Raw genomic sequence first — 22,887 nt, forward strand, 5'->3', positions numbered from 1 at the left:
GGCCGTGAAACCGCCGGCCGCGCCCCTTCGCAAGATCACTCGGGCGGTGTGCGGGAGTGGGCGCGGGCCTGGGCGCAGGCGTTTCCGGCCTGGTCGGATGAGCAATGGCGGCAGGTGAACGCTGCGCTCGGTTACCGGCTGGCTGAGGGGAGCGCAGAGGCGGCCCGTAAGTGCTGCCTGACGGCGTACGGGCCTGCCTCGTCGTATTCGGCGGCTTACATCTCCTGTGGTGGCGCGGGGATCGGGGTGAGCCGTTCGGTTACGGGGACCTTGGCCTTGCGTCCGGCGGGGGCGACGGTCACAGCGGACAGTGCGCGCTGCACGTAGGCGCGCTGCTCGGACAGCGCTAGCTTGCCTGACATCCAGTCGGCGCGGAGGCTGACCGGTTCGCTTGCGGCGGCGTGGGCGCGGCGAATGAACGTGTTGCGTTGCCGGATCAGCTCGCGTTCCTCGGCGTCGTACTCGGCAAGATCGGCGTAGTAGCGTTCTGCGCTGATCGGCTGGGCGGCGCGGCGGGCTGCCTTGAGCGCTGCCATGTCCTCATGGACACGCTGAAGCTGGGCCGCTCCGTCCCACTCCTCGGGGGCCTGCGTTGTCTCGCGGGTGGCGGCTTCTAGCTCCCATTTGGCCAGCACGATTTCCCGGATTGCCTCGTCAGTCTCCGGCCCGTTGATCTTCACGCCGCCGCATCCGCCGGAACCCTTGCTCGGGCAGGTGTACCAGAAGAAACCGGCGGGCTTGTTCTCACTCGGCGTGGCCTTCTGCGCGCGCATGGCGCAGTCGCACTTGCCGCATCGCAGCGTGCCCGTGGACAGGTACACCCGCGCGTTCTTGCCGTCCCCTCGGCGGGGCGCTTCGCCAAGAATGGCCTTGACGGCCTCCCACTCCCTGGGATCGATCAGCCGTTCCCACTGCCCGATCACTGGTTTGCCGTCCGGGCCGATTTTGAGTGTGGCGTACCGGCCGCCGCCGGGCTGACCGTCGCGCGCAAGGGTCTGCATCCGGTATCCGGCGATACGCGGGTTACGCAGCATGGTGCGCAGGTTCGTCGAGCGCCATTGCTTGCCGCGCGCTGTCTGTACGCCCTTGCGGTTCCACTCCGCGCAGATCGCGTCGAGGCTACGCCCTCCCAACAGGTCCTCGACGGCCTTGCGCAGCAACGGGGCCTCGGTCGGGTGCAAGGTGCGCTTGTCCTCATTCCAGCCGAACGGGCGGTGTCCGCCGGTCGGAATGCCGTGTTCCTGCAAGGCTTCGTGCATGTCCTTCACTCGTCGTGCGGTGTCGGCCGACTGCCCGTTCTTGAACGACACGATCAATCGCGCGTTGGTCCGGCCGTTGTCGGTGAGCAGGTCCAGCGTTCCGCACGGCTCGACTGCGCCAACCGGGTTCACCGATGATCTGCCATGACAGCACGGACCCTGATAACCGTGTGGCGCCTGACGCCGTCCGATCAAATCAGGGCCCGTGCCGCACACGTTGTCAGACCGAGATCCCGGAGACCTCGTGCGGCGCGTAGGGCACCTCCAACTCGGCGACCTCCTCGGGCGTCAACTCCACCGACAGCGAGGCGAGCGCGTCCTCCAGATGCTGCGGCTTGGTCGCCCCGACGATCGGCGCGGTCACCACCGGATTGCGTGACACCCAGGCCAACGCGACCTGCGCACGCGTGAGCCCGCGGCGCTGCGCGACGGCGGCGACCGCCTCGACGATGCGCCGGTCACCGTCGTGGTAGAGCGCCGAGGCGTACCGGTCGCTCGCCGCCCGCTCGCTGGACTCCTCCCAGTCGCGGGTCAGCCGCCCGCGCGCCAGCGGGCTCCACGGAATCACGCCGATGCCCTGGTCCGCGCACAGCGGCAGCATCTCGCGCTCCTCCTCGCGGTAGAGAAGATTGTAATGGTTCTGCATGGTCGCGAACCGCGTCCAGCCGTGTGCGCGCGCGAGGTAGAGCGCCTTGGTGAACTGCCACGCGAACATGGAGGACGCGCCGATGTAGCGCGCCTTTCCGGCCTTGACCACGTCGTGCAGCGCCTCAAGGGTCTCCTCGATCGGCGTGGCCGGATCCCAGCGGTGTATCTGGTAGAGGTCCACGTAATCGGTGCCGAGCCGGCGCAGGCTGTTGTCGATCTCGGTGAAGATCGCCTTGCGGGACAGCCCGCCGATGTTGGGCCCGCGGCGCGCCGGGAAGTAGACCTTGGTGGCCAGCACGATCTCGTCGCGGCGGGCGAAGTCGCGCAGTGCCCGGCCGGTGATCTCCTCGCTGCTGCCGCCCGAGTAGCTGTTGGCGGTGTCGAAGAAGTTGACCCCGGCTTCCAGCGCCCGCTTGATCATCGCGCGCGAGGCTTCCTCGTCGAGCACCCACTGGTGGCCGCCGCGGGCGCGGTCGCCGAAGCTCATGCACCCGACGCAGAGCCGTGAGACGTCCAGGCCGGTCGAGCCGAGCTTGACGTACTGCATGTCCATCCTCTTATTCCCCTGTCCCTCGCTTCGTCTGCGTACTCGCGCGGCGCCGCGCGCCGGTCATGCCTCGCGCGCCCGGCCCCGCACCTCGTCGCGCCAACTGTGCCGCGGTTCGTAGCCGAGTACCCGCCGCGCCTTCTCGATCGACAGCAGCGACTCGTGCTCGCCGAGTTCGCGCACCACCGGCACGCCTGGGAAGACCTCGGCGGCGAGGTCCGCGCTCGTGCGCGTGGCCATCACCGTGTCCGCGTTGGCGATGATGAAGACCTCGAAGCCGGGCTCCGGGTACTCCAGCGCCCGGCGCACCGCCATGGCGCCGTCGCGGGCGTCGATGTACGACCACAGATTCCACTTGCGCAGCGACGGGTCGGCGTCGAACCCGGGGAAGGCCGCGTAGTCGTGCGGCTCCATCACGTTGGAGAAACGCAGACCGACGATCTTCAGTCGCGGATCCCAGCGCGCGAACTGCGCGGCCATCTGCTCGTCGAGGTGCTTGGCGAGCGAGTACGAGGTCTCCGGGCGCGCGGCGTACTCCTCGTCCACGGGGATGTACGGCGGCGGGGTCTCGAACGGAAGGCCGAGCACCGTCTCGCTCGACGCCCACACCACGTTGCGGATCCCGGCCAGGCGCGCGGCCGCGAACACGTTGTACGAGCAGCGGATGTTGTTGGCGAAGGTGGCGGCGTTGCCGGCCATGCCCGGGCCGGGGACGGCCGCCAGGTGCACGACCGCGTCCAGGCCGCGGTGCCGGTCGTCGATCCCGGTGAGCGCCTCGACTACCTGGCCGTAGTCGGTCAGGTCGACGCGCGTGAAGGCCGAGCCGGGGAGCGCGGGCCCCGGCGGCGCGGCCTGGTCGAGGTTGTGCACCTGCCAGCCGTGGTCGAGCAGTTCCGCCACGACGGCGCGGCCGAGCTTGCCGCTGCCTCCCGTCACCGCGACCTGTCCCGCTGCCACATCCGCCACGTCAGCCACCGCCCCTGCCTCAATTGTCGAGCGCGCGTGAACGCACGACGCCCCGGACGCCTCCGGCGCACCCGCGCGGGATCCCGCGATCTTCGGGATCAAACCTACCAAGCGGCGGGCCGCAGCGGCCCGGAAGGCACGACGCGGGCCAGGTCGGCGCGCAGCGCCGCGACGCGTTTGCGGCCCAGCACCGCGGCCCAGTCCTCCATCAACGCGGCCATCGCCAGGTCGGCCGCGCGGGTGCAGGCCCAGCCGCGCGCGGTGAGCTCCAGCAGCCGGGCGCGCGCGTCGCCGGGGTGCGGGCGGCGGGTGAGGTAGCCCTTGCGCGCGAGTTCCTCGACGAGCTGGCTGGCGGCCTGCTTCGTGACGCCGAGGTGCTCGGCCACGTCGCCGACTGTGGTTTCGCCCGCGGCGATACGCGCGAAGGCGAAGCCGTGGCTCGGGCGCAGGTCGTCGAAACCCGCCGCGGCCACCGCGGCGTGGATGCCGTCGACCAGCGTGGCGGCCGCCCCGAGCAGCAGCGCGGCCAGCGCGAGGTTGTCGGCCCGGGAGCCTGGATCAGCCGTGGCAGGCTCGGTCTCTTGCCGCTCATCCGCCGCTTTCCGCGGCTCGCCGTCGTGCATGGCTCCATCCTGCCACCTTGACAATAAAGACAACTCACTTGACTATTTAGTCAAGTCACTTGTCTACTGGGTGGGCGTCTCGCGACTCGCGCGGGACGCCTCTCCCCACGTCCGCGAAGGGTTATCCGATGCCTGTCATACATTCCGAGGAAGCAGTCGTGTTCGAGGCGCACGGCGCCCGGTTCGTCTCTTACGCATCGTCAACCACCGGTAGTAAGGAGCTGCGCCTGTGGCGCACCGAGCTGCCCGACGTCGGGGCCGGCGTGCCGCATCGCGTCTCACGCGAGGAGACTTTCGCCGTCATCGAAGGGCGCATACGCATCACGCTCGAAGCAGAGCCCCACACGCTCACCGCCGGGGACGTCGCGCTCGTGCCGGCGGGCGCGCTGCTGCACCTTGAAAACCTCGGCCCGGGACCGGCCTCCATGTGGGTGAGCACGAGCCCGGGGCTCGAAGCGGAGCTCGCGGACGGCACGGTGCTCAGCCCGCCCTGGGCGGCTTAGCCGACGCGACTGCGACGGCGACTGCGACCGGGGCCGCGGCCGGGCGGTGGGCCGGGCGGCCGGCTTGGCTCTCGGCCCGGTGCGCCGGCGCCCCACGCTCTCGACGCCCGCGGTTCCGCTATCGTCGGCAGAGGCGAACGTGATCGGCGGATCGGAAGCGGGTGCGGGCAGTCATGACTCAGCAGACGTGGACAGCGGTCGACGAGTACTTCAATGCGGCGTTGCTGCCCGCGGACCCGGTACTGGAGGCGGCTCGGGCGCGCAGCGAAGCCGAGGGGCTGCCCGACATCGCGGTCGCACCGACCCACGGTCGGCTGCTCAACCTGATCGCGCGAATCCACGGCGCGCGCCGGATCCTGGAGGTCGGCACGCTCGGCGGCTACTCGACGATCTGGCTGGCGCGGGCGCTGCCGCCGGACGGCCTGCTGGTCACGCTGGAGCTCGACCCGCACCACGCCGAGGTGGCGCGCGCGAACCTCAAGGCCGCGGGCGTCGACGAGCGGGCGCAGGTGCGCGTCGGGCGGGCCGCCGACAGCCTGGCCGCCCTGGCCGAGCAGCGGCCGGAGCCGTTCGACATGGTGTTCATCGACGCGGACAAGCCGTCGAACGCGCTCTACCTGGAGTGGGCGCTGCGGCTTTCGCGGCCGGGCACAGTGATCGTCGTGGACAACGTGGTACGCGACGGCCGAGTCGTCGAGGCCGACAGCCCGGACCCGGCCGTGCAGGGTGTAAGGCAGTTGCTGGACATGATCGCGGCCGAGCCGCGGCTGACGGCGACCGCGATCCAGACGACCGGCGTCAAGGGCTACGACGGTTTCCTTCTGGCGCTCGTCGAGAGCTGAGCGAGGGCGGCCGGTCCGGTTTCGGGTCACGGCCGGCCGACCGGTCAGCCGCGGGACCTCCGGGCGTGGCAGTCGGCGAGGTGGTCGTCCACGAGGCCGCATGCCTGCATGAGCGCGTAGCAGGTGGTCGGGCCGACGAACACGAAACCCGCCTTCTTCAACGCCTTGGCCATCGCGGTGGACTGGGCCGTGACCGCGGGCACCTCGCCGGTGTGGCGCGGCGCGGGGACGGCCTCGGCCGGGGCGAAGGACCAGACCAGCTCGGACAGCCCGCCGCTGAGCGCGGCGGCCGTGCGGGCGTTGGCGATCGCCGCGTTGATCTTCAGCCGGTTGCGCACGATCCCGGCGTCCGCGAGCAGCCGCTCGACGTCATGCTCGTCGAAGGCGGCGACCTTCTCTATGGAGAAGTCCTGGAACGCGGCGCGGAACGCGGGGCGCTTACGCAGGATGGTGAGCCAGGAAAGGCCGGACTGGAACGCCTCCAGGCACAGCCGCTCGAACAGCGCGTCATCACCGCGCAGCGCGCGGCCCCACTCCTCGTCGTGGTAGGCGATGTACTCCGGGTTCTGTCCGGCCCACGGGCAGCGGGCCAGCCCGTCCGCGCCGATGAGTGCTGTGCGCTGTGCCTCGGCCATCGTTTCGCCCGTCCCGTGTCGTGCTCAGGTGCTCAGGTGCTCAGGTGCTCAGGTGCTCAGGTGCTCAGGTGCTCAGGTGCTCAGGTGCTCAGGAAGGATCCTGCCATGGGGCACCGACAGCGCCGGGCGGCCGGCCGCCATCGGCACTTGAGCTTTCGGCACTTGAGCTTGAGGACCGGGGCGGCTGCGCGGGCTGCGCCGCTTCGACCAGCCTGATCCGGATGGCCCGGAAAGCCTCGGGCGCCGTCCGCAGGTCCGACATCTTCGGGTCGCCGACGTTCAGGAACGGCGCGGTCTCCTTGGACCACAGCGCCTTGAGGCGCTGATCGGCGCGTAACGCACTGATCGCACCGGTATCGCCGCCAAGGACGAGCGCATCGAGGCGTCCGACGTGTGGAAGGAGGATACGCGCGGCGTTGTCGGCGGCCGCGGCGTACGCCTCACGGGCCTGGCCTTCGCGGCGCCGGGCGAAGCGCTGCTGCGACCAGCCGCCGGCCTTGGTGCGGCCTTGCACGTGACGGGCGCCGACTTTCCACTCCTGGAGCCGGTCTCCCTCGAACCGCCCGACGGCGAACCCACCGCGGCGCACGAGCACCACACCGACGATGCGCACGGCGCTTGTGTGCGCGATCAGAGCGTCGATCAAGCCGGTGTCGGCCGCGACGGCGAGCGGCGGGAACGGAACGCAGCAGGTCGCCGTCGAGCCGTCGGCCGCGGCGAGCTCAAGCGCCTGCCCCGCGCAGGCCGCGTCGTCGGCGACCAGGCGCGGCGGCCTGCTCAGCGCACCGCCGTGCCGCCGCGCGAAGCCCTCGCACCAGCGCGCGAACCGCTGCGGGCCGACGTCGACCCACACCCCGCCACCCGCCGCCGGTCTGTTCGCCATGACGGCAAACAGTACCGGCGCGCGGGCCCGGCCCTACTCAGCCCTTCGGGACCGAGATGATCGAGAACTGCGCGCCCGCCGGGTCCATCAGCACGGCCATCCGGCCGACCGGGGTGTCCATCGGCTCCAGGCCCACCGATCCGCCCGCGCGGGTGGCCGCGGCCACGGTCTCGTCGGTGTCGGCCACCGAGAAGTAGGTGTTCCAGAAGTTCGGGGTTCCCGGCGGGATCTGCGCCGGCTTCGCGCCGACGCCGCCGCGCACCTGGTCCTTGACCTTGAAGGTGTGGTACTCGCCGGGCCAGTCGGGCAGGCGCTCGTAGGTGTAGCCGAACACCCGCTCGTAGAACGCGCGCGCCTTGCCCGGGTCGTCGTTGAGGTTCTCGTTCCAGGTGAACGAGCCCGGTTCGTTGGCCAACTGCGCGCCGCGGTGCTCACGGCCCTGCCAGATCCCGAAGGCGGCGCCGGTGGAGTCGAGCGCGAGCGCCATCCGCCCGGCCCCCGGCACGTCCATCGGCCCCATGAACACGTTGCCGTCGGCCTTGACGACACGCCCGGCCACGGCGTCCGCGTCGTCCGCCCACAGGTAGGTCACCCACGCGGGAGGGGCGGGCTGGCCGGGCTGGCTCGGGGCGAGCCCGGCGATCACCTTCCCGTTCTTGGTGGCCATCGTGTAGTTGCCGTACTCGGGACCGGTGTCGGTGTACTCCCAGCCGAACACCGGCTCGTAGAAGTGCTTGGCCTGTTCCAGATCTGGGCACATCAGGTCGACCCAGCAGGGCGTCCCCTCGTCGTATCCGGTGAACTCGGCCATCGCGGCCTCCCTGATCGTCTCCGCCGTGGTGCGCGGCGCGTCGGCCACGCGGGTCCGCGCCTCAGTCTGCCGCGACCGGCGCGGGATTACCCGAAAGTCCGGCCGAACGGGTGATGGCGCCGAGTCACCCTCGTCGCCGCCGGCCCCGCGAGCGGCAACGAGGCCGGCCGCGGGACCGCCCGCGCGATCCGGGCACGGCGAGCACAGCAGATGCGTGATCGTTCCGGGGGCGCGAGACCAAGGTGGATCAGATTCCTGATGCCGGATGGCGGATGGCGGATGGCGGATGGCGGCTCGGATCAGCCGCGCGGCAGCAGGTCCGCCGCCAGCCGTTCGCCGACCCGTTCGAGCAGCGGGCCGACCTGTGTCATCGAACGCTGCGGGTCCGGCTCCAGATCGGCCAGCGGGTACGCGCCGATGAATCCGGCTTCTGCGACCTGGCCGGCGCTCAGGTCGAGGCGGCCGCAGACCGCCGCGACGGGTACGCCGCGCCGGCGGGCCGCCGCGGCGACGCCTGCCGGCGCCTTGCCGTGCAGCGTCTGCCGGTCCAGGCAGCCCTCTCCGGTGACGACGAGGTCCGCGCCGTCGAGCGCCCTGTCGAACCCGAGCACGTCGAGCAGAACCTCGATGCCTGATTCGCGGGTCGCGCCGAGGACCGCCAGCGCGGCGAATCCCGTGCCTCCGGCCGCGCCGGCGCCCGGCGAGCGCGCGGCCCGCGGCGCAGCCGGGCCGAGCGTCCGCGACAGCACATCGACGAACCGTGCGAGCCCGGCTTCCAGTGTCGCGACGTCCTGCCGGGTCGCGCCCTTCTGCGGCCCGTAGACCGCCGCGGCGCCGTGCTCGCCGAGCAGCGGGTTGTCCACGTCGGAGGCCAGCACGATCCGCACGGCGGCCAGGCGCGGGTCCAGCGCGGTCAGATCGGCCGCGGCGAGGCGGTTCAGCGCCGCGCCGCCGCCGGGCAGGTCGCGGCCGTCGGCCGAGAGCAGCCGCGCGCCGAGCGCGGCGAGCATGCCTGCCCCGCCGTCGGTGGACGCGCTGCCGCCGACACCGAGCACGATCCGCGTCGCTCCGGCGTCGAGGGCGGCGCGGATCAGCTCGCCCGTGCCGCGGGTGCCCGCGTCGAGCGGGCGCAGCCGGCCTTCCGGCAGCCGGCGCAGCCCGCCGGCCTCGGCCATCTCGATCACGGCCGTCTCGCCGCGCAGCGCGAAGGCGGCCCGCACCGGGTCGCCGACCGGTCCGGCGACACTCGCTTCGCGGCGGCTGAACCCGGCGGCCAGGGCGGCGTCCACGGTGCCGTCGCCGCCGTCCGCGACGGGCAGCAGCGTGAGCCGGGCGCCGGGCGCGGCGCGCCGGATTCCCAGCGCCAGGCTCTCGGCGACCTGGCCGGCGCTGGCCGAGCCCTTGAACTTGTCCGGGGCGATCAGCACGCGGGGCGCGGCAGGCGGCATGCGCCAAACCCTAGACCGCGCCGCGGGCCACCCCGGCTGCCGTTCCCGCCGCCGCGATTACCCGCCCGGCACGGCGGTCCGGCATCCTGGAGCGCGTGAGCACCGCGACCGATCCGTTCGCCCGCCGCGTCGAGGACCGCGACGCCGCGCCGCAGTACGTGCTGCCGCTGGTGGTGCGCATCGAGCGGGAGGCGCCGCCGGCGCGGACCGACGCGCTGGAGACGGCTGCGCGCGCGGTGCTCCTGCTGCTGACGGACGAGCGGTCGGCGGACGAGGGCGAGTGGGCCGCGGCGGTGCGCGACTGGCAGGACGGCCGGATCCGCAAGGTGGTGCGGCGGGCGCGGGGCGCGGAATGGCGGCGTGCCGAAGCGCTGCCCGGCATCACGGCGCGCGGTGAACTGGCCGAGGTACGGGTGTATCCGCCGGTGCCGCTGGACGCCTGGCCGAAGGATCTGGCCCGGTTGCAGGTCTCCGGCACCGAACTGGACGACCCAGCGCCGCCGGGCTCGCCGCGGCCCGGCGAACCGGTGGTGTGGCTCAACCCGGCGGTGCGGATGACCGCGGGCAAGGCGATGGCTCAAGCCGGGCACGCCGCGCAACTCGGCTGGTGGTCGCTGCCGCCGCGAAGCGCCGAGGCGTGGCGGGCGGCCGGTTTCCCGCTGGCGGTGCGCACCGCCGCCGCGCGGGACTGGCCCGGCCTCGCGGCGGCCGGACTGCCGACGGTGCGGGACGCCGGCTTCACCGAGATCGCACCCGGGTCGGTGACGGCCATCGCGCAGCTCGAACGCTGAGCCGCGCCGCGGGCGGCCCGGTCAGCTCCGAGGCGGCCCGGTCAGCTCCAGATGTATTCCTCGGTGATCGCGCCGTCCCGCCACCTGGCGACCGTCACCATCCGGCCTCCGCCTTCGAATTCGCCGACGACACAGGTCCACTCCCCCGAGCCGAACCCGATCGGGTGGGAGGTGATCTGAGGCGGTGTGCCCCCCGCCGATTCGACGTACGCCTTCATGGCGTCGATGTGCTGCTCGACTCCCCGGGTCGGTGCCTGCCCCTTCCAGTCCACCAGCACGTCGTCGGCGTGGTGATGAGCGAACACGCCGTTCCAGTCGGCGTTGTTCCATCCGGTGAAGTCGAGGTCATCCATGTGTTTGAGATTGCGTTCGACCTGGTCTTCCTGCATGAGTCGCTTCTTCCCTGGAGATATGCGCACCGCCGGCCGGCCGGCGCCCGCCGGTACGCCCCCACTGCCCGGGTCCCTGCCCGCGAAACTCCGGACATCGACGCCGGTGCTCTCGCCGCGCGGCGCCCGCCCACGAGGATCGAAAGCCGCGGGTCTCCCCGGGTCAGGAACTGCGGGTGTCGGCGCGGGCTTCGAGGAACTCGACGCGGTTGCCGAACGGGTCGTGGGCGTAGAAGCGGTCGTAGCCGGGGAAGTCCTCGTCCCAGAGCACGGGGACGCCGCGACCTTCCAGCCGCGCGGCCAGTTGCTTGAGCCCGCCTACCAGCAGAGCCGGGTGCGCCTTGCGGGCCGGGGCGAACTGCGCCTCGACGCCCACGTGCACCTCGACGCCGTCGCCGGCGAACCAGCAGCCGCCGCGCGCGGCGAGAACCGGCGGTTTCGTCAGTTCGCGCAGGCCGAGCGCGTCGCGCCAGAAGGCGCGCGAGGCGTCTTCGCCGCCGGGCGGGACGGACAGCTGCACGTGGTGGACGCGGGTGAAACTGTAGACCGGCTCGGCCATTGGGTACCCTCGACGGCTGGTGGATCTGTTGACATCGACTATCTTGACATCAAGATACGCGCCGGTCAACGCCGGTCGGCGCAGCCCCCTGACGGCGACGGGCCGGCCTCGTGGCGCGCCGCGTCACAGCACCAGGACGAGCCTGCCTGTGGTGTCCCCGGCCGCCAGGCGGCTGAGACCCTCGGGCACATCGTCGAAGCCCAGCCGGCCGCTCACCAGAGGCGCGACGACGCCCCGGTCGGCGAGCGCGGTCAGCTCGGCGTGCGCGGCGGCGACCTGCGCCGGGTCCCTCTGCCGGTACAGGCCCCAGTGCAGGCCGAGGATGGAGTAGTTCTTCACCAGCGCGTGACTCAGCGCCGGCGCAGGCACCGTCCCGCCGGCGAAGCCGACCACCACGATGCGGCCCTCGAACGCCACGCACTTGGTCGAGCCCGTATACGCCTCGCCGCCCACCGGGTCGAAGACGACGTCCGCGCCGCGTCCACCGGTGAACTCCTTCACCACGGCGACGAAGTCCTGCTCGCGCCGGTCGACCACGACGTGCGCGCCGAGCTTCGCCGCGACCTCGGCCTTGCCCGGCCCGCCGACCACCGCGACCACCCGGGCGCCCGCGGCCCTGCCCACCTGGATCGCCGCGCTGCCCACGCCCCCGGCCGCCGCGTGCACCAGCAGCGTCTCGCCCGGCTGAATGCGTGCCCTGCGATGCAGGCCCATCCACGCGGTCTGATAGGCGATGTGCAGCGCGGCCGCGGCCTCGTCGCCGAGCGAACCGGGCGCACGGAACGCGTCGGCCGCGTCCATGAGCGCATACTCCGCGAACGCGCCGCCGGGCAGGATCGGGTTGCCGATGACGCGTTCGCCGGCCGTCCACCCCGAGACGCCCTCGCCGAACGCCTCGATCCGCCCGCACAACTCAAGGCCCGGGGTGAACGGCAGCGGCGGGCGGATCTGGTAGAGCCCGGCGCACAGCAGCACGTCGGGGAAGTTCAGCGCGCTCGCGGCGACCCGCACCAGCAGTTGGCCGGGGCCGGGTTCGGGACGGGGCAGCTGCGCCGGGCGCAGCGCCTGCCGCGGTGCGCCGAGCTCGGTGACCTGCCAGGCTTTCATCCGGTGCGTCCTTTCCATGGACAGGAGGGCGGAGGGGACGGGAAGGCGGACGGTGCCCGGCGCTCGGACACCGGGACGAAATCTAAGCGCCCGCTTAGAATGACCGGGACTGTACGGCGATAATCACCGCCGCGCATCCGCGTAAGAGCGCCGCCGCGCGCGAAACGCGGGAGCGAGTGTGAGGAAGGGGCGGTGAACAGGCAGTGCGTGCCTCTGATGATGCAGCGCGGGCGGAGCAGTGGGCCGAGCCGCCCGAGCAGGCGCGGCCTCGCCCGCAGGACGGCGCGGCGGGACTGGACGCGGCGGAGGCGCGCGACCTGGCGCAGGCGTGGCTGGACGAGCCGCTGGCACCGGCCGCGCGCAGGCTGCTGACCGGCGCCGTCGAGGCTTTCGCCGCGCGCGGCTACCACGCCACCGCCACGCGGGACATCGCGGCCCGGGCCGGACTGAGCCCGGCCGGGGTTTATGTGCACTTCCCGTCCAAGGAGGAACTGCTCTACCAGATCAGCCTCATCGGGCACCGCGGAACGGTCGAGGTGGTGCGCGCGGCGGCGGTAGTGAGCGACGATCCCGTGCACCGGCTGCGCGCGGTCATCGCCGCGATCACCGCGTGGCACGCCCGCTACCACACCACCGCGCGCGTGATCAACTACGAGATGGCCGCGCTCACCGAACAGCACCGCGCGCAGATCGCGACGCTGCGGCGCGAGATCGACTCGCTGGTGCGCCAGACGCTGGAGGACGGGGTCGCCGCCGGCGTCTTCGACGTGCCGGACGTGCGCGGCACCACGCTGGCTCTGCTCTCGTTGACCATAGACGTGGCCCGCTGGTTCCGCGCCACCGGCGACCGCGCGCCGGAGCAGTTGGGCGAGCTGTACGGAGACCTCGCGCTGCGGATGGCCGGTCATCGCGGCTGATCCGGATCGGCCCGGGTCCCGGCGCCGGCCCCGGCACGGCCGGGCGTCAGGTCGAGGCCGAGGAGGCGGCCGAGCGCGGCGAGGGTGCCGGCCGGTTCGCGGTGCAGGATGACGGCCATGCCGAGGCGCTCGGCGGGCTGGAGGTTGCCGGGCAGGTCGTCGACGAAGACGCAGTCGCCGGGTTCCAGCCCGAGCCGGTCGGCGGCCAGCCGGTAGATCGCGGGGTCGGGCTTGCGCAGCCCGACCCGCCCGGAGATGACCACCGCGTCGAACAGCTGCGCGAACGACGCCTCAGGGTAGCCGCCCTCGCCCCAGGAGTTGGAGAGCAGGGCGGTGCGCACGCCGGCCCGGCGCGCGGCGCGGACGGCGTCGATCATCTCCGGCTGCGGCCGCGTCGCGGCGAACATCCGCGAGAGCAGGCCCCCCGGCGAGACGCCGAGCATGGCGCCGATCTCGGCCTCGAACGCCGCCGCGGCCGTCGCGCCGGTCTCCATGCCGGCCAGTAGCCGCCCGGCGCGCGCGTCGTCGCGCAGCAGCCGGACGCTCGCGCCGCGCTCCAGCCCTTCCGCGCGCTCGAATGCGTGGAAGGACTCGAAGACGCTGGTGGTGAGCACGCCGCCGTAGTCGGTCAGCAGTCCGCGGCGGGCGCGGCCGGCGTTCGGCGGGGTGAAGGTCATGGGTCCGTCCTGGGTGGCGGGAGACGGCTAAGCGCTCGCTTAGCATCTCCAGGCCGGGTGGCGGGTGTCAACGCACCGCGGCGCGGATTCGGCGCCGACCACTGAAGCCGCCGCGGGGCCCGGGATGCCTTGACACTGCCAGGACGACGGGAAATCCTAAGCGAGCGCTTACCCCTGTGCGGGGAGATGGGACGCTCACGAGAGGACGGCCTGACTGTGGCCTCGTTCGACACCGATTCGGCCGCGCCGCACCCGCCGGCCGGCGCCGCCCGCGCCTTCGAGGACCGGGTGGCCCTGGTGACCGGCGCCAGCCGCGGGATCGGCCTGAGCATCGCCCGCGAGCTGGTCTCGCGCGGAGCGCGGGTGTGCATCACGGCGCGCGGCGCGGACGCGCTCGCCGCGGCGGCCGAGCAGCTCGGTGGCCCGCGGCACGCGCTGGCCGTCGCCGGAAAGGCCGACGACCCGCAGCACCAGCAGGAGGCGGTCGAACGCGCCATGGCGACCTTCGGCCGCCTGGACCTGCTGGTGAACAACACCGGGATCAATCCCGTCGCCGGTTCGATCCTCGACGTCGAGCCGGCGGCGGCCGCGAAGATCTTCGCGGTCAACGTCATCGCACCGCTGGCCTGGGTACGCCGGGTGCGCGACGCCTGGATGGGCGAACACGGCGGCGCGATCGTGAACGTGGCGTCGATCGCCGGGCTGCATCCGTCTCCCGGCATCGGCATGTACGGCGTGAGCAAGGCCGCGCTGATCCGGCTGACCACGGAGCTGGCGACCGAGCTGGGGCCGCGTATCCGGGTCAACGCGGTGGCGCCGGCCGTGGTGAAGACGAAGTTCGCCGCGGCGCTGTACGAGGGCCGCGAGCAAGAGGCCGCCGCGGCGTATCCGCTCAAGCGTCTCGGCGTGCCCGAAGACGTCGCCGGGGCGGTCGCCTTCCTGCTGTCGGACCAGGCGGGCTGGATCACCGGGCAGACCATGGTGATCGACGGCGGCGTGACACTGCACGCCGCGTTCTGACCGGCCGGGCCGCACGGCCGGGACCAGTAGAACGCTGTGATCAGTGGGACACCGCGATCAGTAGAACGCTGCGATCAGTAGAACGCTGCGATCAATTGGGACACCGCGAAGACACCGTGGAAGAACCTTGGAAGAGGAGAGCGTGAGCGCTGACGCCGCAGGTGAGGCCGGGACCGTGACGCAGGGTTCGCCGACACGGCTGCCACCGGTGCGGCTGCGGGACGCCGCGGTGGTGGTGACGGGAGCAGGGCGCGGCATCGGCGCGCAGCTGGCGCGCGCGTTCGCCGCCGAGGGCGCGCGCGTGGTCGTCAACGACGTCGACGCGCAGGCCGCGCGGGAGCTGGCCGGGGAACTGGGCGGTTTCGCGGTGCCCGGGGACGCCGCAACGCAGAGCGGCGTGGCGCTGCTGATCGCCTCGGCGCGGGAACTGGTCGGCGAGATCGACGTGTACTGCGCCAACGCGGGCATCGGGCCGGCCGGCGGGGAACAGGCGCCCGAGGAGGTGTGGGCGGCCGCGTGGGACGTGAACGTGATGGCTCACGTGCGCGCGGCGCGGGAGCTGGTGCCCGAGTGGGTGCGGCGCGGCGAGGGCTGCTTCGTCTCCACGGTGTCGGCGGCCGGCCTGCTGACCATGCTCGGGTCGGCGCCGTACGCGGTCTCGAAGCACGCGGCGCTCGCGTTCGCCGAATGGCTCTCGGCGACCTACCGGCACCGGGGCGTGCGCGTGCACGCGGTGTGCCCTCAGGGTGTGCGCACGCGGATGCTCGAGGAGAGCGGTCCGGGCGGGCAGGCGCTGCTCGCGGCGAACGCGATCGAGCCGCGGCAGGTGGCGCAGGCCGTGCTTCGAGGGCTGGCTCAAGACGACTTCCTGATCCTGCCGCATCCCGAGGTCGCCGAGTACTACGCGGCGCGGGCGGCCGACCCGGACCGCTGGCTCGGCGGCATGAACAAGCTGCAGCGCGAGATCGAGGCGCGGTTCGGCGGGTGAGCGGCCGCGTGGCGCACCGCGCGCGGCAGGCGGGCGCCCGCCACGGGTGAACCGAAGATGATCGGCGCACGTGCCCAGGGGATGTGCGGCTGGATGCGGAGACTTGGGACGACCGGGGCAGAACGGTCGTCGAACTGGGCGGGGAACTGGACCTGTTCACCGCGCCGGTGCTGCGCGAGGTCCTGCTCGGGCTCACCAGCGGCGGCCGGCACTTCCTCGCGGTGGAGGTAAGCGGCCTGCGGTTCCTGGACAGCTCCGGCCTGGGCGTGCTGGTCGGCGCGACCAAGCGGGCCGTGGCCGGCGGCGGCGGGCTGTGCCTGGTCGCCGCGCCCGCACGCATGATCAAGACGCTGACGATCACCGGGCTGCTGCGGGTGATGCCGAACTTCCCCACGCTGGAGGAGGCGTTCGGGTGGCTGGACCGGCTGTACGCGAGCCGCGCGGCGGCGCAGGGCTGAGCGCGCGGGTTCCGGTGTAAGTTTCACAGTACGTTGACATGCTTGGCGCTCGCGTTCACCATCTTGGTGCCGTTCAAAGCGAGGGAGCGACCGTTGCGCGCTAAGCCGATCCGTACCAGAACCAGACGTCAGAGCACGATCCGAGCCGCGTTGGCGGCCCTGTGCGCCTTCCTGACCGCCGCCGCGGGCGTGCTGGCGGCGCAGAGCCCCGCCTCCGCGCTGACCGTCTCGGGCACGCCGACCCCGGTGACCGGGAACGCGACCCACTTCGACGGGCTGGGCCAGCCGTACGGCGGCTGCGGGATGCCCCAGGCGAACCTGGAGTCCCAGTACTTCGTCGCCCTGAACGTGTTCAACACGCCGGGCGACTACAGCGCCTACACCCGCCCGGTGCCCCCGTCGCAGTCGAGTATCCTCGGCATGTTCGACAACGGCCTGAACTGCGACCGCTGGGTGAAGGTCAGCATCGGCGACTACTGCACCGGCACCAACGACGGCGCGCAGAACGAGCCGTTCTGCCGCAACGGCTCGTGGGTGGCGGACAACTACAACGGCGCGACGCTGGACATGCTCGTGGCCGACAGCTGCGCCGACTCCAACGCCTGGTGCCGCGACGACCCGTACCACCTGGACCTGGTCACCAGCTCGATCAACAACTTCGTGCTCAACGGCGCGCCGGTCGGCAACCTGCTGGACAAGTGGAACAACCGGCACATCAGCTGGCAGTTCGAGTCCGCGCCCAACTACACCGGCGACATCAACATCGGCTTCCTGCAGGGTGCGCAGGCCTGGTGGCCCGCGATCTCGGTCTCCCGGCTGCCCAACGGCATCCACGGCATCCAGTACTACCAGAACGGCGCCTGGACGTCCGCGACGATGGACGGCGACATGGGTCAGGCGTACATCATCGGCGCCACCACGCCCGGCGGCTCGCAGTACCAGATCAAGGTGACGGACGCTTCGGACCAGCCGCTCAACGGCGGGCGGATCTACAGCTTCGCGCTGCCGTCCTCGTGCGGTTCCCAGTGCAGCGCGGCCTACACTCAGGCCACGTACACGACCTCGGCCGGTACCGGCGGACCGTCGCCGAGCGCGAGCGCGAGTTCGAGCCCGAGTTCGTCGCCCTCGGCCTCGGCGTCGCCGAGTTCGTCGCCCAGTTCCTCGCCGTCGTCCTCGCCGAGCGCGTCCCCGTCGCAGAGTTCCGGCTCGGGCAACTCCGGGTGCGCGGTGACCTCCTCCCTCGCCGGGTCCTGGAGCGGCGGCTACCAGTTGAACTTCACGGTGTCCGACTCCGGTACGGCCGCGATCTCGAAGTGGACGGTGCACTTCTCCTTCCCGGGCAGCCAGACGATCGCGAGCGCGTGGAACGCGACGGCGACACAGAGCGGACAGAACGTCACGGCCACTTCGGTCAGCTACAACGGCTCTCTGTCACCGGGCGCGAACACGTCCTGGGGCATGGTGGTCAACGGAGCCAACCAGGCGCTGACCGGCTTGAGCTGCACGGCCGGCTGACGGGCAAGGCGACACTGGAACGCCGCGGGGGCGCCCGGTCCGGGCGCCCCCGCGGCATATCCGTGTCCTGAGAATGCCGCGGAGGGGAGTCTCGCGCGGCGGACGGCGCACTACCAGCGCTCGTGCACCTGAGCGCGGATCAGTTCGTCGTAGACGGCCCGCACGCCGCAGTGCGTCTGCTCGGGCAGCGCGGCGAGGTCGGCCGCGGCCGCATTCGCAGCGGCCTGCTGCGGGTTGCGCGCCCCCGGGATCACGACGCTGACACCCGGCTGGTCCAGGATCCAGCGCAGCGCGAACTGCGCGGTGCTCGCGCCCCCGGGCACCAGCGGCCGCAGCCGGCGCACCGCCTCCAGGCCGGTGTCGTAGTCGACCCCGGAGAAGGTCTCGCCGACGTCGAAGGCCTCGCCGTGCCGGTTGTAGTTGCGGTGGTCGTTCGCGGCGAAGCTCGTCGCCGCGTCGTACTTGCCGGACAGCAGCCCGCTGGCCAGCGGGACGCGCGCGATGATGCCGACCCCGGCGGCCGCCGCCGCGGGCAGCACCCGCTCCAGCGGCTTGAGCCGGAAGGCGTTGAGGATGATCTGCACGGTGGCCACGCCCGGATGCGCGATCGCGGTGAGCGCCTGCTCGCAGGTCTCGACGCTGACGCCGTAGGCGGCGACGCGCTTCTCCGCGACCAGCGTGTCCAGCGCCTCGTACACGGCCGGTGAGCTGTAAACCGGCTCCGGCGGGCAGTGCAGCTGCACCAGGTCCAGCGTCTCGACGCCGAGGTTCGCGCGGGAGCGCTCGGTCCAGGCGCGGAAGTTCTCCAGGGTGTAGAGCCCGGGGTCGAGGGCGACCCGGCGGCCCATCTTGGTGGCCACCGTCAGCCCCGCTCCCGGGTGTTCGCGCAGCAGGCGGCCGATGATCTGCTCGCTGCGCCCGTCGCCGTACACGTCGGCGGTGTCGATGAAGTCGACACCCGCGGCGAGCGCGGCGCCGAGGGTCTCCAGCGCGTCGTCCTCGCTGACCTCGCCCCAGTCGGCGCCCAGTTGCCAGGCGCCGAGGCCGATCACGCCGACCATGCGCCCGGTGCGACCCAAGACTCTGTGTTCCATGCGCCTTACCTTACGCCGCGGGCGGTGAGATCAAATCAGCCGCGCCAGCGGGGAGCGGCCCCGGAAAGCAGCTCTCGCCGGGCGTGCGTCAGCCGGCGCCGAAGCACACGAAGGGCCCGGCGCGGTCCTGGGTCGTCGCGGCGGCGAGCGCGGCGCCCGGAGCCGTGCCCGCGGACAGCGCCCGGTGCAGCGCGGCCATGAGCGCGGGAGCCGCGGCGTCGGGGATCAGGGTGCCGCTGGAGACGACCGTCGCGGTGCCCGCGTAGAGCAGTGCGGCGGTGAATCCGAGATGCTCGTCGCCGGCGCGGATGTCGGCGCGGCCGAGTTCGCAGGCGGAAAGGATCGCCCGCTGCGGAGGCTTGGCGAGGCGTTGCAGGTCGTAGGCCATCAGCGGGCCGTCGGCCAGGTCGACGCGGGCGAACATGACGTTTCCGCGCTCGTGGTGGCCGTGCGCGGCCAGGTGCACGGTGTGCGCACCGTCCATGGCGCGCAGCGTGGCCTCGACGGTCGCCGCCGCGCCGGTGAGCACGACCGGCCGGGGATAAAGGGCCGAGATGGCCTCGATCTCGGCCTCGGCGTGGGCGAGCCGCGGGCCCGCGACCAGGACGGGCCGCGCGTCGGGGGTTCCGGTCGCGGTGCGCTGCGCACGGCGGGCGGCGAGCCACAGCTGCGCGGAGGGGCTCACGGTGACCGGGCGGCCGCGCAGGTCCGGCAGCAGGCCCCAGGGGACGGCCGCCATCGGTCCGGTGGGCACCACGACCAGCGGCAGGTCGCGCAGGAGCGGCCGCAGCGGTGCGGTGATCTGCTCGCTGAGCGTGGCCAGTTGGCGGCGGATCGACTGCTCGACGACCGCCTGCAGCCGGGCGGGCAGGCTGCGGGCGACCCGTGCTTCGAGGTCGCCGAGCAGCCGGTGGCCCGCTTCGAGGGCGCGCGGGTAGTGGCCGAGGTCCACCAGGCGGGCGCGCCCGCCGGCCAGGACGAGACCGAGCAGCCGCTCCTCCTGTCGCAGCAGGCTGATCATGGCGTGGCCGCAGGCGTCGAGTTCCGCGGCGACCTCGCGCAGCGTCACGAGTGCGGCGGGGCCGGTGCCCGGGCTTCGGCGGGCGGCGCCGTGCGGTGCGCCGCCCGAGGCCGTCCAGGACCGCTCGCGTAGGCGGCGTTGGAGCGCGGCGTGCCGCTGGCGCGCGTCCGGGTCGGTGCGGCCGTCCAGTTGCGCGGCGCGCAGGCGCTGGTCGAGTTGGCGGAATTCGGCGATGTCCGCGGCCGTGGCCGGGTCGTCGGGCGAGCGGACCGGACGGGTGCGGAATGCCTGGGCGCGGGAGCGTTCGGACCAGGCGAAGATCGAGCGCACGCTGCCGCCGGCCAGGGCCAGGCGCAGGCCGGCGGCGGTCAGTTCGCGGCCGAGCGCGGCGGTGCCGGCCTGCAGGTCCAGGCTGCCGAGGGTGCGGCGCTGCTCGTCCAGCCGGTTCAGGCCGCGGCGCAGTTCGGCCAGGGCGCCGGCGCGCTCGCCCCGCGCGGCGGCGTGTTCGGCGCGGGCCAGGTGCGCGAAGAGCCGAAGTTCCAGGGGTGCGGCGGGACCGCTGGCACGCCCGTCGGCCAGCAGCGCGCCGATGCGCTCGGCGGGCTTGCCGGCACGTGTCAGGGCTCTGGCTGCCAGCAGCCGGGCGAGCGCGGCGTCGTGCGGCAGGCCGAGGTCGCGCAGCCGGTCCGCGAGCCGGTCGGCGCGGGCGGCCAGCCGGGTGAGGGATGCCGCCGGCGCGTCGACCGGGGTTTCGCCGCCGGGTGCCGGCGCGGCGAGCGCGGACAGGTCGGCGCGTGCCTTGGCCAGTTCGGCCAGCGCGGCCCAGGTCTCGTTGCCGCGGGCGAGGAAGTGGCGTTGTGCCTGACGTGCGCGCAGCGCGGCGTCGGCGGGCTTGCCGGCGGCGGCCAGCGCTTGGGCGAGGGCGAGTTCCGCCTCGGCGCGGTCCTGGCTCAGCCGCTGGTCGCGGAAGGCGGCGATCGCGGCTTCGAGCCCCGCGGCCGCCTCGTCGGCCAGGCCCGCCGCGAGCAGCGCTCGGGCGCGGTCGACCTGCAGCACCGCGAGGTTGCCGGGGGCCTGCCGGCGGTACGCCTCCTCGGCGCGGCCGAACGCGTCGAGCGCCGCCGGGATGTTGCCGAGCAACAAGTCGCAGTACCCTGCGTTGTGCACCGCTTTCGCGGCGAGCGTCCGGTCGCCGGCCCGCCGCGCGATCTGTTCGCTGCGTCGCAGGTCGGCGCGCGCCGCCGCGAGTCTTCCGGTGCCCAGGCTCAGCCCGCCGCGGTTGAGCAGGACCCGCGCCAGGACGAGTTGGTCCGGGTGCTGTGCCAGCAGCGGGATCGCCTCGTCGAAGCAGGGCAGCGCCGCCTGGTAGCGCCCGGCGCGCCACAGCAGCAGGCCGCGCTGGGAGAGTACCACCGCGCGTTGGCCGGGGTCGGCCAGCGGCTCGGCGCGCTCCAGCAGTTCCAGGCCGCGCTCGACCCGCCCGAGTTCGGCTTCCGCGTGGGCGAGGCTGGTCAGCAGCCGGGCCGCCGCGGCGTGGGCGCTGCGCGCCGGTGACGGTTCGAGCGCGGGCCGGGTTTTCGGCGCCGAGCCGTTTCCGGGGGCGGTGCTGCCTTCAGATGCGGTGCTGCCTTCAGATGCGGTGCTGCTTTCGGATGCGGTGCGGTTTTCGGGCGCCGGCTTCGCGTCGAGCAGGCGCAGTCCGGCCCGGAAGTGCTCGGCGGCGGCTGCCGGGCGGCCGGCCGCGCCCGCGGCCAGCCCGCGGCGGTGGTGGTCGAGGGCCGCTTCGATCAACGGTTCGGTCGCAGGCGTGCCCGGCTGTGGCGCAGCCGCGCCGCGCCGCGCCGCGCGCGCCCCTTCCGCCGCGCCTGCCCGAGCCGCCATAGCGCCGCGTGCTTCCCTCCCAGAGCGCCCGCTCGCCGCCTGGCCGGGCCGCCCGCGGCCGAGCCACAGCGTTCGATGAACACGGTTAATGTGTACAGCGTTCAATCAACAGCGCATTGATGAACACTGCATTGACCAACCGCAGCATCCCTCAGAGCACTATCGCCGGTGTCAGTATGGACGGGCCGCCGCTTCCTGTCAGGGCTTCGCCGAGACGCACCACCAACTGGGCCAGGCCGCGCGGGATCGCGTCGAGCACGAAGCGCCCCTCGGCGTCCACGGCCGCGGCCAGGGTCCGCTGCCCGCTGCGCAGTTCGACCCGGCAGGACTGCGGCGGGGCGAGCCAGCCGTCGATGCGAACCGACTCGGCGTGCCGGCTGATGCGGATCATGATGGTGAGGCTGTCGCTGTCGAAGGTCACGACGCGCGCCTGCTCGCCCTCGTCGCCCGCGTCGCCGCGCACCCCCGCCGCCGGCCGGTACTCCTCGGCCAGGCGCAGCACCTCGGCGTCGATGTCCTCGACGGCGAGGGCGAACAGGCTGCGCTGCACGACGCTGTCGGGCATCGGGTCCAGTTGCTCGTGGCACTCGCGCAGCAGGCGCAGCAGTTCCTCGTCGTGCGCGTCGATCAAGGCCGCGGCCGAGGCGGCGATCCGGTCCGCCTCGCCGGAACCGCTGTGCCCGTTCATGCCGGCCATCCGTTCGCGTCGGGGTCCAGCAGGGTTCTGAGCTTGGCGAGGCAGCGGCCGCGGGTCGGGCCGATGCTGCCGCGCGGCATGCCCAGGGCGACGGCCACCGCGTCGTAGTCGGGCCGGTGCGTGAAGGCGACGACCCGCAGCAGTTCCTGACAGCGGCCCGGCAGCAGGCGCACCGCCTTCCAGACGTCGCGGTGGCGTTCGGCGAGCAGGACGCGCTCCTCGGGCTGGGGTTGCGGGTCGGCCACGTCGGTCATCCGGTCGCCGTCCACGATGTGTTCGGCGCGGCGCGCGGCACTGACCCGCCACGCCTCCCGCTTCGTCGCGGTGACCAGCCAGGCCGTCAGCGCCGCGGGCGAGTGGACCTGATCGAGGTGGCGCAGCAGGCTCAGCCAGGTGCACTGGAGCACGTCGGCGGCGGCCTCGCGGTCCAGCCCCTGCGCGCGGGCGACCTGCCAGAGCAGGGGACTGAGTTCGACCACGATCCCGTTCAGGCTCTCCTTGTGCCCGCTCTGGGCGCGCATCAGCAGCGCGGCGAGCCGGTCGCGCCGGTCCAGGTGTCCCGGTTCCGTTTCCGGTGCGCGCGGACCGGGCGCCGCGGGCTCCGGGAG

24 protein-coding genes are annotated in these 22,887 nt (G+C 73.0%); 8 read left to right on the plus strand and 16 right to left on the minus strand.

The window, feature by feature from the left end; all coding sequences use genetic code 11:
- Positions 1-215: 215 nt before the first annotated feature.
- The 4 genes from KGA66_RS21800 to KGA66_RS21815 form a co-directional block, all read right to left on the minus strand.
- Positions 216-1,391, minus strand: coding sequence for a recombinase family protein (locus tag KGA66_RS21800; RefSeq protein ID WP_211470054.1), 1,176 nt, complete (start codon positions 1,389-1,391; stop codon positions 216-218).
- Positions 1,392-1,479: 88 nt separating this feature from the next.
- Entirely contained in the window at positions 1,480-2,454 is a 975-nt protein-coding gene (locus KGA66_RS21805) for an aldo/keto reductase (RefSeq protein WP_211470083.1), read from the minus strand.
- A 63-nt stretch (positions 2,455-2,517) separates the two neighbouring features.
- Positions 2,518-3,429 carry an NAD-dependent epimerase/dehydratase family protein gene (locus KGA66_RS21810; protein ID WP_211470055.1) on the minus strand — a complete coding sequence of 304 codons (912 nt, stop codon included), beginning with the start codon at positions 3,427-3,429 and terminating at the stop codon, positions 2,518-2,520.
- A 95-nt stretch (positions 3,430-3,524) separates the two neighbouring features.
- A complete protein-coding gene (locus KGA66_RS21815) occupies positions 3,525-4,043 on the minus strand; it encodes a MarR family winged helix-turn-helix transcriptional regulator (RefSeq protein ID WP_211470056.1) in 519 nt (172 codons plus the stop codon).
- A 128-nt stretch (positions 4,044-4,171) separates the two neighbouring features.
- Between KGA66_RS21815 and KGA66_RS21820 the strand changes: the two genes are divergently transcribed.
- Both KGA66_RS21820 and KGA66_RS21825 read left to right on the plus strand, forming a co-directional pair.
- Positions 4,172-4,546 (plus strand): cupin domain-containing protein, encoded by a 375-nt coding sequence (locus KGA66_RS21820; RefSeq protein ID WP_211470057.1) that lies wholly within the window; start codon positions 4,172-4,174, stop codon positions 4,544-4,546.
- 173 nt (positions 4,547-4,719) lie between these two features.
- A complete protein-coding gene (locus tag KGA66_RS21825; RefSeq protein WP_211470058.1) occupies positions 4,720-5,388 on the plus strand; it encodes an O-methyltransferase in 669 nt (222 codons plus the stop codon).
- 44 nt (positions 5,389-5,432) lie between these two features.
- Here KGA66_RS21825 and KGA66_RS21830 read toward each other — a convergent pair whose 3' ends face one another.
- From KGA66_RS21830 to KGA66_RS21845, 4 genes are all read right to left on the minus strand, one after another.
- The gene (locus tag KGA66_RS21830) at positions 5,433-6,023 is read right to left on the minus strand and encodes a DNA-3-methyladenine glycosylase I (RefSeq protein WP_211470059.1); all 591 of its coding nucleotides are present in this window, start codon (positions 6,021-6,023) and stop codon (positions 5,433-5,435) included.
- An 88-nt stretch (positions 6,024-6,111) separates the two neighbouring features.
- Positions 6,112-6,906: an acVLRF1 family peptidyl-tRNA hydrolase gene (locus KGA66_RS21835; protein ID WP_211470060.1), complete on the minus strand. Its 795-nt coding sequence runs from the start codon at positions 6,904-6,906 to the stop codon at positions 6,112-6,114.
- 37 nt (positions 6,907-6,943) lie between these two features.
- Entirely contained in the window at positions 6,944-7,765 is an 822-nt protein-coding gene (locus KGA66_RS31805) for a VOC family protein (protein WP_211470061.1), read from the minus strand.
- A 251-nt stretch (positions 7,766-8,016) separates the two neighbouring features.
- Positions 8,017-9,165 (minus strand): glycerate kinase, encoded by a 1,149-nt coding sequence (locus KGA66_RS21845; protein ID WP_211470062.1) that lies wholly within the window; start codon positions 9,163-9,165, stop codon positions 8,017-8,019.
- A gap of 86 nt (positions 9,166-9,251) precedes the next feature.
- Here KGA66_RS21845 and KGA66_RS21850 point away from each other — a divergent pair, with 86 nt between their 5' ends.
- Positions 9,252-9,956, plus strand: a complete 705-nt coding sequence (locus KGA66_RS21850; RefSeq protein ID WP_438822071.1) for a peptidyl-tRNA hydrolase — start codon at positions 9,252-9,254, stop codon at positions 9,954-9,956.
- 41 nt (positions 9,957-9,997) lie between these two features.
- Here the strand turns inward: KGA66_RS21850 and KGA66_RS21855 are convergent, their stop codons facing one another.
- The 3 genes from KGA66_RS21855 to KGA66_RS21865 all read right to left on the minus strand — a co-directional run bounded on the left by KGA66_RS21855 (position 9,998) and on the right by KGA66_RS21865 (position 12,011).
- Entirely contained in the window at positions 9,998-10,345 is a 348-nt protein-coding gene (locus KGA66_RS21855) for a nuclear transport factor 2 family protein (RefSeq protein WP_211470064.1), read from the minus strand.
- A gap of 163 nt (positions 10,346-10,508) precedes the next feature.
- Positions 10,509-10,904, minus strand: coding sequence for a VOC family protein (locus KGA66_RS21860; RefSeq protein ID WP_211470065.1), 396 nt, complete (start codon positions 10,902-10,904; stop codon positions 10,509-10,511).
- 123 nt (positions 10,905-11,027) lie between these two features.
- Complete coding sequence (locus KGA66_RS21865) at positions 11,028-12,011, minus strand: NADPH:quinone oxidoreductase family protein (protein ID WP_246508255.1); 984 nt, start codon at positions 12,009-12,011, stop codon at positions 11,028-11,030.
- Between the two features lie 293 nt (positions 12,012-12,304).
- Here KGA66_RS21865 and KGA66_RS21870 point away from each other — a divergent pair, with 293 nt between their 5' ends.
- The gene (locus KGA66_RS21870; RefSeq protein WP_438822072.1) at positions 12,305-12,928 is read left to right on the plus strand and encodes a TetR/AcrR family transcriptional regulator; all 624 of its coding nucleotides are present in this window, start codon (positions 12,305-12,307) and stop codon (positions 12,926-12,928) included.
- Here KGA66_RS21870 and KGA66_RS21875 read toward each other — a convergent pair.
- The gene (locus KGA66_RS21875) at positions 12,916-13,605 is read right to left on the minus strand and encodes an HAD family hydrolase (protein WP_211470068.1); all 690 of its coding nucleotides are present in this window, start codon (positions 13,603-13,605) and stop codon (positions 12,916-12,918) included. The two genes, KGA66_RS21870 and KGA66_RS21875, sit on opposite strands and share 13 nt — an antisense overlap.
- Before the next feature lie 186 nt (positions 13,606-13,791).
- Between KGA66_RS21875 and KGA66_RS21880 the strand changes: the two genes are divergently transcribed.
- The 4 genes from KGA66_RS21880 to KGA66_RS21895 all read left to right on the plus strand — a co-directional run bounded on the left by KGA66_RS21880 (position 13,792) and on the right by KGA66_RS21895 (position 17,586).
- Positions 13,792-14,625 carry an SDR family oxidoreductase gene (locus tag KGA66_RS21880; protein WP_211470069.1) on the plus strand — a complete coding sequence of 278 codons (834 nt, stop codon included), beginning with the start codon at positions 13,792-13,794 and terminating at the stop codon, positions 14,623-14,625.
- 208 nt (positions 14,626-14,833) lie between these two features.
- Positions 14,834-15,613, plus strand: a complete 780-nt coding sequence (locus tag KGA66_RS21885; RefSeq protein ID WP_369015932.1) for an SDR family oxidoreductase — start codon at positions 14,834-14,836, stop codon at positions 15,611-15,613.
- Positions 15,614-15,696: 83 nt separating this feature from the next.
- Positions 15,697-16,071 carry an anti-sigma factor antagonist gene (locus KGA66_RS21890; protein ID WP_211470072.1) on the plus strand — a complete coding sequence of 125 codons (375 nt, stop codon included), beginning with the start codon at positions 15,697-15,699 and terminating at the stop codon, positions 16,069-16,071.
- A 93-nt stretch (positions 16,072-16,164) separates the two neighbouring features.
- Positions 16,165-17,586: a cellulose binding domain-containing protein gene (locus KGA66_RS21895; RefSeq protein ID WP_211470074.1), complete on the plus strand. Its 1,422-nt coding sequence runs from the start codon at positions 16,165-16,167 to the stop codon at positions 17,584-17,586.
- 110 nt (positions 17,587-17,696) lie between these two features.
- On the opposite strand, the gene KGA66_RS21900 is transcribed toward KGA66_RS21895, so the two are convergent.
- From KGA66_RS21900 to KGA66_RS21915, 4 genes are all read right to left on the minus strand, one after another.
- Entirely contained in the window at positions 17,697-18,680 is a 984-nt protein-coding gene (locus tag KGA66_RS21900) for an aldo/keto reductase (protein WP_211470076.1), read from the minus strand.
- 88 nt (positions 18,681-18,768) lie between these two features.
- Positions 18,769-21,582, minus strand: coding sequence for a CHAT domain-containing protein (locus KGA66_RS21905; RefSeq protein ID WP_211470078.1), 2,814 nt, complete (start codon positions 21,580-21,582; stop codon positions 18,769-18,771).
- A 151-nt stretch (positions 21,583-21,733) separates the two neighbouring features.
- Entirely contained in the window at positions 21,734-22,270 is a 537-nt protein-coding gene (locus KGA66_RS21910; protein ID WP_211470080.1) for a hypothetical protein, read from the minus strand.
- Positions 22,267-22,887: RNA polymerase sigma factor (locus tag KGA66_RS21915; RefSeq protein ID WP_211470082.1), on the minus strand; the 621-nt coding region annotated here is incomplete at its 5' end. The genes KGA66_RS21915 and KGA66_RS21910, both read right to left, overlap by 4 nt.

Source organism: Actinocrinis puniceicyclus (genome assembly GCF_018283645.1).
GTDB classification, from domain to species: Bacteria; Actinomycetota; Actinomycetes; order Streptomycetales; family Catenulisporaceae; genus Actinocrinis; species Actinocrinis puniceicyclus.